The organism is Pseudomonas sp. LBUM1671 (genome assembly GCF_059695685.1).
In genome coordinates, this window is the sequence record NZ_CP166782.1 from 4,010,005 (window position 1) to 4,022,915 (window position 12,911).

Annotated in this window: 18 protein-coding genes; all 18 read right to left on the reverse strand. The window is 58.7% G+C overall.

Annotation, left to right across the window (positions count from 1 at the left end; translation table 11 throughout):
- Positions 1 to 25: 25 nt before the first annotated feature.
- The 18 genes from ACA060_RS18415 to ACA060_RS18500 all read right to left on the reverse strand — a co-directional run bounded on the left by ACA060_RS18415 (position 26) and on the right by ACA060_RS18500 (position 12,887).
- Positions 26 to 628 (reverse strand): tail assembly protein, encoded by a 603-nt coding sequence (locus tag ACA060_RS18415; protein WP_497312321.1) that lies wholly within the window; start codon positions 626 to 628, stop codon positions 26 to 28.
- A gap of 47 nt (positions 629 to 675) precedes the next feature.
- Entirely contained in the window at positions 676 to 1,098 is a 423-nt protein-coding gene (locus ACA060_RS18420) for a hypothetical protein (protein ID WP_403098281.1), read from the reverse strand.
- Between the two features lie 32 nt (positions 1,099 to 1,130).
- Entirely contained in the window at positions 1,131 to 1,886 is a 756-nt protein-coding gene (locus ACA060_RS18425) for a C40 family peptidase (protein ID WP_497312323.1), read from the reverse strand.
- 2 nt (positions 1,887 to 1,888) lie between these two features.
- Positions 1,889 to 2,641 carry a phage minor tail protein L gene (locus tag ACA060_RS18430; protein ID WP_497312325.1) on the reverse strand — a complete coding sequence of 251 codons (753 nt, stop codon included), beginning with the start codon at positions 2,639 to 2,641 and terminating at the stop codon, positions 1,889 to 1,891.
- Between the two features lie 11 nt (positions 2,642 to 2,652).
- The gene (locus ACA060_RS18435; RefSeq protein WP_497312327.1) at positions 2,653 to 2,991 is read right to left on the reverse strand and encodes a phage tail protein; all 339 of its coding nucleotides are present in this window, start codon (positions 2,989 to 2,991) and stop codon (positions 2,653 to 2,655) included.
- Between the two features lie 3 nt (positions 2,992 to 2,994).
- Positions 2,995 to 6,015: a phage tail tape measure protein gene (locus ACA060_RS18440; protein ID WP_497312329.1), complete on the reverse strand. Its 3,021-nt coding sequence runs from the start codon at positions 6,013 to 6,015 to the stop codon at positions 2,995 to 2,997.
- A gap of 27 nt (positions 6,016 to 6,042) precedes the next feature.
- The gene (locus tag ACA060_RS18445) at positions 6,043 to 6,315 is read right to left on the reverse strand and encodes a DUF1799 domain-containing protein (protein ID WP_497312331.1); all 273 of its coding nucleotides are present in this window, start codon (positions 6,313 to 6,315) and stop codon (positions 6,043 to 6,045) included.
- A gap of 47 nt (positions 6,316 to 6,362) precedes the next feature.
- Positions 6,363 to 6,746: a phage tail assembly chaperone gene (locus tag ACA060_RS18450; RefSeq protein ID WP_497312333.1), complete on the reverse strand. Its 384-nt coding sequence runs from the start codon at positions 6,744 to 6,746 to the stop codon at positions 6,363 to 6,365.
- 8 nt (positions 6,747 to 6,754) lie between these two features.
- Positions 6,755 to 7,402, reverse strand: coding sequence for a phage tail protein (locus tag ACA060_RS18455; RefSeq protein WP_497312335.1), 648 nt, complete (start codon positions 7,400 to 7,402; stop codon positions 6,755 to 6,757).
- Positions 7,403 to 7,472: 70 nt separating this feature from the next.
- Entirely contained in the window at positions 7,473 to 7,889 is a 417-nt protein-coding gene (locus tag ACA060_RS18460; RefSeq protein ID WP_497312337.1) for a phage tail terminator-like protein, read from the reverse strand.
- Complete coding sequence (locus ACA060_RS18465; protein ID WP_497312339.1) at positions 7,886 to 8,482, reverse strand: hypothetical protein; 597 nt, start codon at positions 8,480 to 8,482, stop codon at positions 7,886 to 7,888. The genes ACA060_RS18460 and ACA060_RS18465 overlap by 4 nt, the downstream gene beginning before the upstream one ends.
- Positions 8,479 to 8,850, reverse strand: coding sequence for a hypothetical protein (locus ACA060_RS18470; RefSeq protein ID WP_497312341.1), 372 nt, complete (start codon positions 8,848 to 8,850; stop codon positions 8,479 to 8,481). The genes ACA060_RS18465 and ACA060_RS18470 overlap by 4 nt, the downstream gene beginning before the upstream one ends.
- A 47-nt stretch (positions 8,851 to 8,897) precedes the next feature.
- Positions 8,898 to 9,221: a helix-turn-helix domain-containing protein gene (locus tag ACA060_RS18475; RefSeq protein ID WP_236530949.1), complete on the reverse strand. Its 324-nt coding sequence runs from the start codon at positions 9,219 to 9,221 to the stop codon at positions 8,898 to 8,900.
- An 83-nt stretch (positions 9,222 to 9,304) separates the two neighbouring features.
- Entirely contained in the window at positions 9,305 to 9,808 is a 504-nt protein-coding gene (locus ACA060_RS18480) for a DnaT-like ssDNA-binding protein (RefSeq protein ID WP_497312343.1), read from the reverse strand.
- Between the two features lie 62 nt (positions 9,809 to 9,870).
- A complete protein-coding gene (locus tag ACA060_RS18485) occupies positions 9,871 to 10,443 on the reverse strand; it encodes a hypothetical protein (RefSeq protein ID WP_497312345.1) in 573 nt (190 codons plus the stop codon).
- Positions 10,444 to 10,489: 46 nt separating this feature from the next.
- The gene (locus ACA060_RS18490; RefSeq protein WP_123368076.1) at positions 10,490 to 11,440 is read right to left on the reverse strand and encodes a major capsid protein; all 951 of its coding nucleotides are present in this window, start codon (positions 11,438 to 11,440) and stop codon (positions 10,490 to 10,492) included.
- A 12-nt stretch (positions 11,441 to 11,452) separates the two neighbouring features.
- Positions 11,453 to 12,181: a beta-N-acetylhexosaminidase family protein gene (locus ACA060_RS18495; protein WP_497312347.1), complete on the reverse strand. Its 729-nt coding sequence runs from the start codon at positions 12,179 to 12,181 to the stop codon at positions 11,453 to 11,455.
- Positions 12,182 to 12,275: 94 nt separating this feature from the next.
- A complete protein-coding gene (locus ACA060_RS18500) occupies positions 12,276 to 12,887 on the reverse strand; it encodes a hypothetical protein (protein WP_497312349.1) in 612 nt (203 codons plus the stop codon).
- Positions 12,888 to 12,911: the final 24 nt, after the last annotated feature.

The following is a 12,911-nucleotide window of genomic DNA, read 5'->3' on the forward strand; positions in this document are numbered from 1 at the left end:
AGCAAACGAACAACACACTAAACAATTACATCTGGTCCTCGGCATAGATCGCGGCACTGATTATCGCCCCACCCACCCGGCGCTTGCCGTAACAGAGCGGTACCGGATTACCGGACGCTGTGGTGTTCTTCGCGCTGCCGAAGGCATAGCCCGGGGTGTTCTCGGGGGCTGCGCTCGTCTTCAAGCCTTTGGCTTGCGGACTGAGCATCTGAATGACTCCGCTGATCACCATTGCAGCGCCAACCTGATAGAGGAATGGTGAAGCTGCAGCGAACGGTGTGAACGACAGCACAAATGCGACAGCGATTAGGACGGAGCCAACAATGGTTTGAAAGGATCCGCCCCGCTTGCTCCCTGTGACTACAGGTGCAATACGAATTTCGTCAGAGCCACTGAAACTCAGCTCGTTCTCTTGAACGGTTTTAGAGCCGCGGAAGACCGCGAACTCAATCCCTTGGGATTTTGCATTTGAAATGAAACGTTCAAACCCGGGGATCTGGATGCACAGCGCTTTTATGGCTTCCGCCGGGGAACGCACAGAAAGCCTGAATGATCGACCGAATTGCCGCAGTTGCCCGTAAAGCCTAATCGTGGTCATGGGCTGATAGTCGATAGAAAATGCAGCCATTGTTTTCTCCAGGTATAAAAAAACCGCCTCTCGGGCGGTTCTAAATCTCACAGCGTCGTAGGCAAAATATCTATCTGCCCATCGCCACCAGTAAACACTCGGTACTTCTTCACTGAGTTTTGCGCTGCCACCGCATCTCGCTCGATACGCTCGGCGCCCATCCCACACATTCCTGACCCAGAATATGCGGCACCCAAAGTCAACGGACCTGGAGGCACAAAGAATGCGGCTTTCTGACCTGGGTCAAGCAATGCAACCTTCTCACCGTCGATGAAGACAGCCATTGAGCAGAAACTACCTGTATGCCCTGAGTCGCGTATCACCTGCACTGTTCCGAAGCTACCTGCTGGCTTGCTTTGGAACTTCAAAAGCTGCTGAGCTGGCGCCTGCGATGCTTGGGAAGAAGGAACTGGAGATGTCGAACACCCCGCCAGCAGCATCACCGCCACAGCGCCTATCAAGATCCGCATGATTCTTCCTCGTCCTGAAAACGCCGACTGTATCACCGAGCGTCCTTGTGTCGAAGAATTAGACGCGCTCGGTCCATCCATGGCCCGCCGAACACGATGATCTCGCTCGGGCGCCCATACAGGTGGTGCAACAGGAATGGCCCGGGGCCGAAGGTGTTTGCCTCTTCGCCTGGCAGAGCTGGGTCCGAGCCGAGGTAAATCCCGGCGTGGTTCGGGTGAGCTGTGCGGCCGACCGCCATGACGATCATGTCGCCGCGCTGCGGCCGGTCAACTCGCACGAAGCCGGCAGCCTCGTAGTTGGATTCGTACAGACTTTCTGCCTCGGCACTCTCCCACCAGCCGTCTTCGCGTTTGAAGGCCTCAAACTCAAGCCCCCGCTCGCGCTTATACCAGTCTGCACAGACCTGCCAGCAATCCCAGGCCCCGTGCACAAACGGCCGGTTGAGCAGCGGCGTGTCGCCGCTTGGGGTAATGCTGCGCAGATCACCTTCCGGCCAACTGAGGATGTGCCAGGGCAAGGCTGTCGCCTCGCACATGGCCAAGTCGTGCGGTGACGGCCGGCTGGTTGCATCGGGGTGGGTATGGAAGACGCCGATCACCTCACCCAGGTCTTCCGCCGCGGCGTAGTCCTCGGGATCGATGCGAAACTCTTCGGCCGGCTCAGTGGCGATGTTCCGGCACGGGAAGTACCTCTGCTTCCTGCCGATCGCCAGCAAAAACCCACAAGCCTCTTTCGGATACTGGGCGGCCGCGTGCGCTGCCATGGCGCTCAAGATGTGCTTGCGCATGGTCAACTCCGTGCGATCAGGGACACCGCGGGGAATCCGCCGTGAGGAAGTTGGTTGTTCTCGCCGAAACGCAATTTGCAGGACTTGAGCCCGCCCTTGCACTCGTCCTTGCTCGGGTCGTCCGTGGGGTTGTCGTCGTCATCGAACATGGCGCTGCCGGTGTAACCGCAGTTCGGGCCGCGGTAGCCGCCGGTCATTGCCCAGTGGCAGAAGGTCGTCATCTGGCGCCCGGGCAATCCGTGGTTGTCGATCTCACCTGGTGAGGACAACTCCCATTGCACTACCTCGCCGTCTTCACTGGTCTTCTGATCGATGAACCAGATTTCCAGAGCTTCTTGGGTTGGGTCGGCGGTCGGATTGCCTTCTGGGAAGTTCGCCGCGTCCAGGTACTTGACCATCGTCTCGCGCACGGTCAGTTGAAACTTCAACAGGTCATCGAAGGCCAGGCACAGCGCCGTGATACGTCCGTTGACGTTGGCAGCCATGAACGTGGGCCGAGTGGCGCTGCCATTGCTGTCGGCGCCGATGCCTTCGATCTGCACGGGCCAAGCCGCGTATACGTTGCCCTGCCAAATGATTGACTTTGCCGGCAGCTCTTCAGTTGAACCCTCATAAGCCAAAAGCTCATCGGGCGTGTGCGGGATGGCGTGAGCGTGAAAGCGCAGAACGTCTGCGCCGTACTCCGTGCCATCGATCTCAAACAGCCGCACTTCCCCGCCGGGCTCCAGCTTCTGGATGTCCGTAATCAAAGCCATGCGGCGCTACCTCAGGGGTGAAAGGTTTGCTCGAAGGTAGCGGTCAGCGTGTATACCGATCCGCCTTTGTGTGACGGCTGAAAGCCGGTGCATCTGTAGAGCCCGAGTTCGCCGAGTGGCGGCGTCCACAGGAAAGCCTTTGCCCCCTTGTGGCGGCGCAGGAACGTGATGATTTCCTTAATCCGTTCCGAGCTGCCCGTGTGAGTGACTGGCCAAGACTGCTGCTCGTTGTTGATGCCGTCCGAAACAGACTGGCTGTAGCCGTCACCGAAACCTTTGGTGCGAACACGCTGCTTGATGTCGCCCGTCGCACCCTTTTCCGTCTGCCAGGTGAATCGCTCAATTGCCATGAATCACCCCTTGATGGCCCTGTTGATTTTCCCGCCCTGCCGCAGATCCTGGCTCACGAGCTTCTGATAACGCTGATCGACGAAGTCGGCCAAGTCCTTGCCAAACTGCTCGTAGGCAGGATCATCAGTTGTTGAGCTGGTCGATCCGTCGCCGGACACCATGACCTGCACGCTGATTGTGGTTCCGCCACCAGATCCGCCACCAAGCGCCCGAACTCCCAGAGCGCCACCGGCGGTCCTGGTAAGCGGCATGATCGCCTCTGGCCCTGCCTCACCCATTACGCCAGTTTGTCCCCCGGCCATCCCGAAGGCGGTCGGCTTGGTCACGACGTTGTTGGTGAAGGCGCCACCATTCGCAAATAGCTGCACGCCGGAGCCCCACGCACCACCGTCCGCTTGCGGAAAGTAAGTGTTGGAATAACCGGCGGCAGTGGACCCTGCTGACGTAGGTGCCGCACCTGCCGCGCTCCCGGCGAAGTAACTCGTGGCAGCACCCACCAAGCTGCTGAGCAACGCCGAACTGGCTTGCCGTGTAGCAATGCGCGCCATGTCTGCGAGGATCGACTTGGCGAAGTCCGCGAACGACAGCTTCCCAGTCATGGCGAAGTTGACGATGGCGTCTTCCATCGAGCTGAAGGCGTTGCTGAAGAGACTTTTCGTCTGTCCGGCCACATCCCGAGCCGACTCCAGGTAGTTCTGCCACGCCGATGATGCACCGGCGCTCCAGTCACCCTGTGCGGCGGTCATTTCCTCGTAGTTGGTTTGCACGGTGTCGTGCAGGTCTTGTTGTGTGGCTTTCAGCGCGGCCAGCTTCTGGGTGTACTCGTCGAGACTCATGCCGCGCGAGCCATCGCCGTATTGGTTGGCCAGTTCCAGGCGTTGCTGATTGAAGCGATCGTCAATGCCGTTTTGCTGATCCGTCAGACCGCGCTGCCGATCACCTTGGCCCAGGCCAGAAGCCGCACGCAGGCCCTGCTGCCGAAGCGTATCGACCTGTTGCTGAAGCGCGCTTGTGTAGGTCTGGACGGCCAGGGTCTGCTTGTTTAAGCGGCCTTGCTCGTTGGTAGCGATGATCGACAGCTCGCTTTCGCTGTCCTGCTGCGCCTTGACCATCGTTGAGCGCGCATCGGCGATCTTCTGATCGATCTGGATGACTTGCGCGGCAGTCGTGCCCTTTTTGGCCTTGGCCGCTTCGAGCGCGTCGATTTCCGACTGGTAGCTGTGAGCAACTTCCTCCGACTGCTGCTTCAGCAGGCTGATCCGTTGCTCGGTGTAGCTGGCCTGGGAGATCACGCCTGCACGCTGAGACGCTTCCAATTCCTTGTCGGCGTTTTTGTAGTAGGCCAGGGTCTCAGCCAAGGCGTTCTTCGCGTTGTTGAAACCGGTCAGGTCAGCGCTGCCTGCGGCGGCCTTCGGATCCTTGAACTTGTCGTTGATGTTCGCCAGGTTCTTGTCAACGACTGACTGCTCAAGACGCTTGTCCTTGGGGTCCGCCTTACGGATGTCGTCGAGTTGCCGGCGATATTCCTTCAGCGCATCTGCGCGCTTTTGCTCATTCGTCCAAGAAGACTTGGTGAGTGCGTCGACCTTGGCCATCGCAACAACGGCGTCTTTCTGAACCTTTGCCTGCTCACCCTCATACTTTGCAATATCAGCTTCAGCGGCCTTTTGATCCTCCAGCATGTTCAACCGGTCGCGGTAGAACCCGATCATCTCCTGCTTGTTCTGAAACAGGCCAACATCGCCGGCCTCTGCCCGGGCGAGGTTCCGCTGAGCTTGCTCGATATCAGCGCCGATGTCGCTACGGCCGATGTTTTTCAGGTTGTCGGCTGCTCGCGCGACAGCGTTGTATCCCTTTTCCCAGAAGCTGAGGTTTTCAAGGATCCGCGGAGTGCGTTCATTGATAGCGTCGGCGTATTGCTCGGTCGCCAGCTTCACCGCACCGGCGTGGTCGCCTTGCTGTTCCAGTGCAGCAATCTGCGAATAAACCGACGCCGTCAGATAGTGATACTGCTCATTCAGTGCGGCCGACGCCTTAACCGGGTCGTCGGCCAGCTTGGAGAACTCGGCTACCGTCTCGCTCACTGCCTTGCCGGTGGCTTCCTGCATCGACACAGCGGCTTGAGTGATCCCGGTGAAGCTCTCGCCGGCGATCTTCCCGTTGCCAGCCAGCAGAGCCAGGACCTCGGCAGCCTGCCCGGTGGTGCCGACAGTAGCGCTCACCTGGCGCGCCATATCGCCCAGTTGCCCGGCACTCACACCGGCGTAGTTGCCGGTAAGCACCAGCGATTTATTGTATGCGTCCTGCTCTTCGCTGCCCTTGTAATAGGCATATGCCAGCGCGCCCACAGCAGCAGTGGCCAGCGCGAGCGGCGCGAGGATGGCGAGTAGTCCCGCCGCACCCGCGCCTGCGCCAGCCCCAAGCTGAGCCACAGCACGAACGCCGCTACCCCAGTCGCCCGAGGACAGCGCATTGCCGAGTTGAACGACGTTTTCTTGCGCCTGGCGAGAGCCGAGTTTCAAACGGTCGAAACCAGTGGCGGTTTTCTCCAGAGCGGCATAATTGCCGTTCAGCTTGCCCAGTGCCGAGTTGTACTGGTCCTGGCTGATGCGGCCCGCATCGAGGTGCTTGCCCAGTTGCTCGACCTGAGTATCCAGCTTGACCATCGCCGCGCGGGCCGGGTCAATGGCACCGAGCAGGCTGTTTAAAGCCTTCTGCTCATCTAGGGTCGACTTGGCCAAGGCCACTTGCTGCTTATCGAGCTGCGCGGTGATCTTGGAGAATTCAGCCTCACCGTACGCGCCTGTCTTGGTGAGTTTCGCCAGGCTCTCACGCTGCTTCGCCAGTTCCTGCGTAGTGGTCGCGCCTTTCGATAGCGACTTCTCCAGCGCTTCCATCTCTTTCATCAGGCCGACGGCGGATTGCTCGGCGCGATCGCCAGCCTTTGTCAGCTTGTCGAGATCGGTCGCAGCGTTGGCGGCATCAGCCGAATCGACCTTGATGCCGAGTTCTGCAATGTTCATCGACTCACCTTGAATAAGTGCCCGTCTTCACGGGCGGTTGTCGCGGGCTTCAGCCATCACCGCGATGGCTTCCGATTCCATTACACGGATGTCTTGAAACACGCCCGGGCGATCCTTTGCTGAAATGCCGACGAGTTTCATCACCTCCGGCAGCACGCCGTAATCGAGGCCGGTTGCGCCGCATGCACCTGTGCGCCACTGAGTCCACATCGAATCCATGACGAGGAACGACTTCCAGTTGTCCGGCCAGACTTCGAAGGTTTCGTCGTAGTCCTCCGGCGAGAAGCCGAACAAGGCCATCTGCTCGGCTGATCCGTCGGATTCGTAAAGAGCACGGGCAGCGGCGGTCAGTTTCCCAGGCGGGCTTTGCCAAAGGCTTCGCTGTAAGCCCTCACGACGGCATCCGATACACCGATGCAGCTCTTCACCAGAGCCGTGATCGACTCATCGTTGAGCTTTTCGCCGAAGCCCCACGAAACCACCAGGTCCTTGATGTGATCTACACCCTGCTCGACCTCGGCCGCGGTGATTTCCGCGAGGGTTGGTTCGGTCCCTTTGAAACGCTCACCGATCGCTTCCGCTTTTGCCTTCCAGGCATCGAAAAGCTCGGCCAGTGCGGTGCGATCGCGATACTTGAAGGTAAACGGCACCATGGCCGGCTTATCACCGACCTGCGGGATAGCCACATCGATGGTGAACGTCGGCTTGGGCGCAATCGAAAACTTTGCCATGGAAACCCTTAGGCGTTGTAGCGAGTTGGGCGGGAGGCGAACGACAGAGTGATGGTCCGCGTCATGATGTTGTTGCGGCTCAGCGTTGGGGTCGCGGTGATCGATACGTACGCGTAGTAGTAAATGGTCGCGCCGCCCGGAAGGTTTGCGCGCACCAGCCGCGGCTCTTTGTCTTCGTCCGCTGCTTCAACAAGTGAGACATACGCCTGGGTCGGATCATCGGCGACTGGCAGTGTCATGCTGCTTGCCGATTTGTTGGTGGGCAGTTGACGATCGTCGTCGTCCTCGAGGAAGCCGTAGGTGAGGAACTGCTGCTCGCCGCCGTTGGCCGCCGGCTCAGTGATTTGTGCAATCTGTGTCCAGCCAGAAGCAGAGCGAACCTTGCCCGCACCGGAACCCGCGGGGTAGTTCTTCACGCTGGTGGTGTCCAAGCCTTCAGCGGCGAACTCGTCGGCTTCAGAAGCGATGACGCGAGCCGGGCGACCATTCAGCTTCGCCCAGGCGGAGTCGATGACAATCACGTCACCGTCGGCCAAGCCGTGCGCAGCCGCAGTGAGCACCGCCGGCTTGGCGTTACTGATGGCAGTGAAAGGCTTCGCGAGGCTCAGCGTGGCCGCGATCTCAAACGTGGTGCCGTTGGGAATCTTGACGCTCATGGGTTTTCCTCTGTGCAGAAATGACAAAACCCGCTCAATGGCGGGTTCTGGGTTTGCCCAACGGGCTAATTCAGTTGGTGTCGGCTCGGTACAAGAACGAAACCGGCACCGTATAGGTGGTGTCGTCTGGAATGCCGGGGCCGGGATCAACCGGTGTCATCGTCACGACGGTCAGCGCACCCTTGGTGTTCCGCTCGTACAGCGGGAACAGTGTGGCGATTTGATCGGCGAGCGCGCCGGCCGCACTGCGGTACTTGCCCGAAGGCGTCACGATGCTGACCTGAAACACGCCGGTATACAGCTTGTGGTCACCGCCAAGCGTGTTGCTCGCGGTGTCCGCTGGCAGCGTGAATGCTTTCAGGTAGGTCGCGCCGCTCACAGGTGTATAGGCCTCGTTCTCGACGACGACCTTTAGCGGGACTGGTAGAGCTTTCGCCCAGTTAATCAGCCTGGCCTCGTAGATTGAGGCAATGATGTTGTGGCTCATATCTGGTTGTTCCTGATGGCCTCCTGCACGATCTGCTGGAAGCGGGCCACAGTGATGCGGACCATGCCGCCCGGTGCCTGGGTCGAATGTCCGAACTCGAGCGGGATGGCGTACGGCAGGTTGTTGATGAGGTAGGCAGTCTGTCCGGCGGTGAAGTCGCTGACTGCCGAGACCAGTGCAGCAATCGTCTCCTGGCCGCTCGGGTCAACCTCGTCGAAGGTCACGTTCTCGACGACATCAATGGAGAGGTGCCAGTTCGCCCGGAACCGTCCGCCGACGTAGCCGTCAGGGGCAACGATATCCATGCCGTCGTTCAGCTTGCGCCCAGGCTTAAGTCGACCAGCCTTCGTCAGGTTGGCCGGATCGCTGCGCAAATCGTTGTTGTGATCGTCCACAGCCTTGTTGTACTGATGGGCCACCGTGTTCTGTGCCCAGATCTCAGGGTTGCCCACCGGTGACATCCGGATAACGCTGCTACCGACCTCGATGATGATCTCGCGCAGGCTCGCGTCGATGGCTTCCGTGGCCTGTGCTGCAAACTCGGCAAGGCTCAGGGCGAAACTGCCGTACTGGCCTGCTCCGGCGCGGCTCACGACCGCACCTGCAATTCGTAGAGGATCGGCGTTCCGGCCGGGTTGATCTCTTTCAGCGGCGGGACGATTGACCAGGTGCGTCCTTGGACGATCACCTTGTTCAATAGGTCAGGCGCCCATGCCAACCCCTGCGCGGCGATCTTGAGTTTCTTATCGCCCTGCTTGATGAGGCTGTTGGTTTGGAATTCTTGGCCGGTGAAGTTGAGCAGGATGCCCTGGGCGGTCTGATCGATGAAGGTGTCAGGTGGTGCGCTGCCAGCATCAGGGTCGTACTCGCCCACGGTAATTGCTCGGATGATCACGGGCTGGCCAAACTCTGTGATCATCTCCAGAGCCATCACGGCCATTTCGTCGTAGAAGGTGGCCATGGTTGCTCCAAGTATGAAAAACCCAGCGCTATGGCTGGGCTTGTTGGTTAGCTGTAGGACAGAGTCACTGTCCCAAAACCTCGACTTTTAAGCTCTTCAAGGATCTGTTCAAGGGTCGACTCTGATAGAGACTCACCCACATCTTGCTTCTTGGCTTCAGCCTCAACCTCTTCGTCGTCAACCTCAAACAGCGCCTTGTTGAGTTCTTGCCAGGTATACATCGTTGGCTGAGATTCGCCGCGCTCATATCGGCCTGGCATGACTTTAGAAATTCCCGCAGCGTCAGCGAGTTCAGTCAGAGTGAGCCCCGCATCTTTTCGAGCATTTCGCAGTGCTGAACGGAAATTACTGCTTTTTGGATTCGGTAGCATGGCACAGCTCCTTTAGTGAGGCGCCAAGATATACACCAAAACAAACTCGATCAAGATATTTTTGTATCATGGCCAGTATTCTTTTATACCCTAACTGCAAAGAGACCTCGCTTCAGCAAATAGTCAGCAAACTGCGTGGCGCTCGGTCGATCCGGTGCTGCTGGTAAAAGTCGGCCGCTGGTGTTGGAGATCGTGGCGTACTCGCGAGTTACGGCGCCTTCGACACGCTCAAGCGTCACAGCGCCTTTGCGCTTGTCGATGGGGTCGATGTCGTCGGCATGGATCTCGGCGGCCAAGGCCATCTGGCCGTACTGGATGCGCGCAGGCAGGTAGTTGTCGGGCTTGATCTGGCAGTCCAGTTCAACTCCCCGCCGCGGCCAGGCCAGAGCCTGATCGCCATCCGTCTTGCGCCCCTTCCAGGTCTTGCCATCCATTGCCAAGGCGGCCCGGCGAAGCAGTGCTTCCTGCGCTGGCTCGCCCGCTGGGATGGTCACGCCGAACTTGCCGGCGTACATGACCAGGTCCTCGGCGCTCGCGTAGCTTTCGGCGTCTGGCTTGCCGGTGCCGTCCTCGATGATGAGTGTCATGGATCGACTCGCTGGATTGAGTTTTGAATGATTGGCCGCCGGCTTACCGACAGCCAGCAGTATCACGCCTTGGGCAGATCAGCGACGAGCTTTTCCAAGGATTCTTTCGAGGCGTTGGCCCGGTAGGGAACGCCGGCAGCTTCGAGCTTAGCCTTCATGGCCTCGACTTCCACGCCCTCGCCTGCCCTCAGTTCTGCGAGCTCGTTGCGCAGCGTCTCGTTTTTCGCTGCGAGACCATCGCGTGCACCGGCCAGCTCCACCATCTGCACGCGAATACCGTCGAGCGAATGAAACAGGCGGATTGCGAGCTCACCAGCTTCAGGTTTTTCAATCACGCCGGTGTCTAGGCCGTCGATCACAGCGCGGACCGTATCGCTTTCGATCTGCAACTTGCCGATCAGCGCTTCTAATTCGGCACGATTGTCACCAGCACCAACGACCAGCACTTGGCGAGACTCTACTTCTATCGCCGTCACTTCGACGCCGACATGCTCGTAGCCTTCAACCACCTTCGGCCATTCGCCGACGACGACAACACCGGTTACGCCTGCTTCCGGGCGGTCGAAATGCTCCGGATTTCGATAGCGCTTGTCTGGGTCAAAGCCGGAGCTTTGAGTGGAATAGATGAGTTCCATGGAAATCTCCGTAGCGACCATTGCTGGCCGCTGTCGTGGGTGAGCCTTAAGGCGTGGTCGTCAGGGTGATCATCACACCGGCGGTGACCTTGTTGCTGTCGGAGTGCTTGACCCAGTTGGCCGCAGAGCCTACGGCTGCCAAAGTTGGGTTTGCGCCGCCGACGGCGTCCTTCCAGCTGTAACCCAGCACGTCGATGTTGACGGTGCCCTCGGCGCGGTAGCCGATGCCGAGGTTTTCCTCATCGTCCACGTTGTACGAGCGGAAGCCCGGGGCCTGGGATTCGGTGATCACCACGGCGTTTGGCAGCAGGCCGAAGATCACGTCCGCCGGCGCAGTGTCTGTCACCAGTACCGGCTTGCCGAGGGTGCCTGGGAGGCCGCCGTAGATCACGACGCCGGCTTCTTCATAGACCTTGTTGGCAATGGCCTCGTCGACGATGTCGAAGTAAGCGCTGGAGTGCATGACCCACAGAGCAATGCGGCCGAACTTGTCACCGAATTTGCGCATGCCGCGGGTCAAGGTCTTCTTGCCGTCGGTTTCGATGTTGGCGGTTACCACCATGCCGGCGTTGGAGCTGATAGCGGCACGCAATGCGGCGGTGGCGTACTGAATGAAGCCTTCCAGTGTGGCGTCGGCCACGTCGGCCCCAATGATCTGGGAGAACTCATCGACCGGACGACCGCGGCGCTTGAACGCCTCTTCGGTGGTCTGGTACGGGCCGTACTTCCAGGGAGCCTTGACGCCAACCGCTTCGCCGGCGCCAATCTTCTTCGCAGTCACCTTCCCAACGGAGTTGACGTCGCGATGCTCCAGCGAGCCGCCAATCTTGTAGAACGAACGCTTACGGAAGTCACCTTCGATCAATTCGTTGTCGAGAACGATCGCGCCGTTGGATGATGCGTTGAAGACATCGAGGTTGTCTTGGACGCGCTCCAGGTACGCGGTTTGCGCTTCATCGTTGTAGATGATCAGGTCGCTATTAACGGTTGTAGCCATGGGTGAATCCCCTTACTTGGGCAATTGCAGATATGCGGTTTGGCCGTGCTTGCGCTGGAAGTCGCGCTTTTGCTCGGAGGTCATTTCGGAGCGTTTGAATGCAGCCTGGCCGCCACCCCCGCCCGGGGCTTGTGTCCCTGAAGCCCTTGGCCACAGGTGAGGTGCGCTTTCGCGCAGTGATTCCGCCCATTCGAGCGGAGTCAGTGGGGTTTTGCCGTCTTTGCCGAGGATGGTCTGGCCAGACTCATCGACGGCGATCGCTTCGCCCTCTTCATTCAGTGAAAACACGCCCTTGGCGCGCAGGATGATGTCGTCGGTTGCTTCCGGCAGAGCGCCGGCTTTAAGTGCTGCGCCGCGCACCGAGTCGCCCAGGACTTTGCCCTGGAACTTGGCAGCGAAGGTCTCAGCCTTCTCGGCGCGCGCGGTGATGGCCTTCAGTTGCTTGTCGGTATCAGCGCGCAAACGCTCGGTTCGGCGGTTGAAGACCTCGTCCACCTTACCCTCTGTGAGCAGCTTGGTTTCTTCGTCCTGCCCGGCCCGATTCAGCAGCCCTTTGACGGCATCGATGTCGATGCCTTCGAACTGGGTTTCGAACTGGGTCAGCTTGCCGGTGGTGTCTTTCAGCTTGCCCAGCAGCTCCGTATTTTTGGTTTTCAAGCCTGAAACGGATGCTTCAACGGCAGTCGCGATAGCGGCCTTGATTGCCGGGTTTTCCAGGTCGATTTCGTTTTCTTCTGCCACGTTGATACACCCCTTGGGTTTGGTCTACCCGCTTTGCAGGCATAAAAAAGCCCCGGCGACTGCCAGGGCTGTGTTTATTTCAGTTGTAAAGTAATTAGGCGTTCGAGATCTGATCGTGTGCAGCGTCAAAATTCTTCTGTATCGCTGCACGAAATGCCGCTTTGGTTTCTTCTAACACGGGGGACCTAAACTCACTCAGAGTCGTCTTCACCTGAATCTCAAGATCTCCCAGATCATCAAAAGAAAGAAGAGCATTGATAGCCAAGTCCTCAAACATTTCAGGCTTCGTCATGAAATCGATATTCTCTGCAAAGCTCAATGTTTGAGGTAGAGACGCTTGGTCCCCATGAAAAATGAAACGCTTTATCGGTAGAATCGTGTCGATCTTGCGTGAGTAAAAACCAACCCACAGCACTCTCGCAGGCCTCTTTCCTTTTGATACAACCGAAATGAGCCAGCGGTCTCGTACCTGGCGTTGAACTATATTGAGTTCCTCTACATCCTCTTTCCGCTGTACATGCGACTGCCAAAGAGCAACACCTACCGCAAAAAATGCGCCCACCCCTGCAACCCAATCTCCCAGGCTACCCCAATTCGGTACGTACCTTGTCGTTGACTCCGCATTGAGGTTTATACCTATGGTCAATCCCAAGAGACCGCTGATGGCACACGCAATGAGCAATCCAAGCCCGATAAAATATTTCATGCCGCCTCCGATTGATTGAAGGCG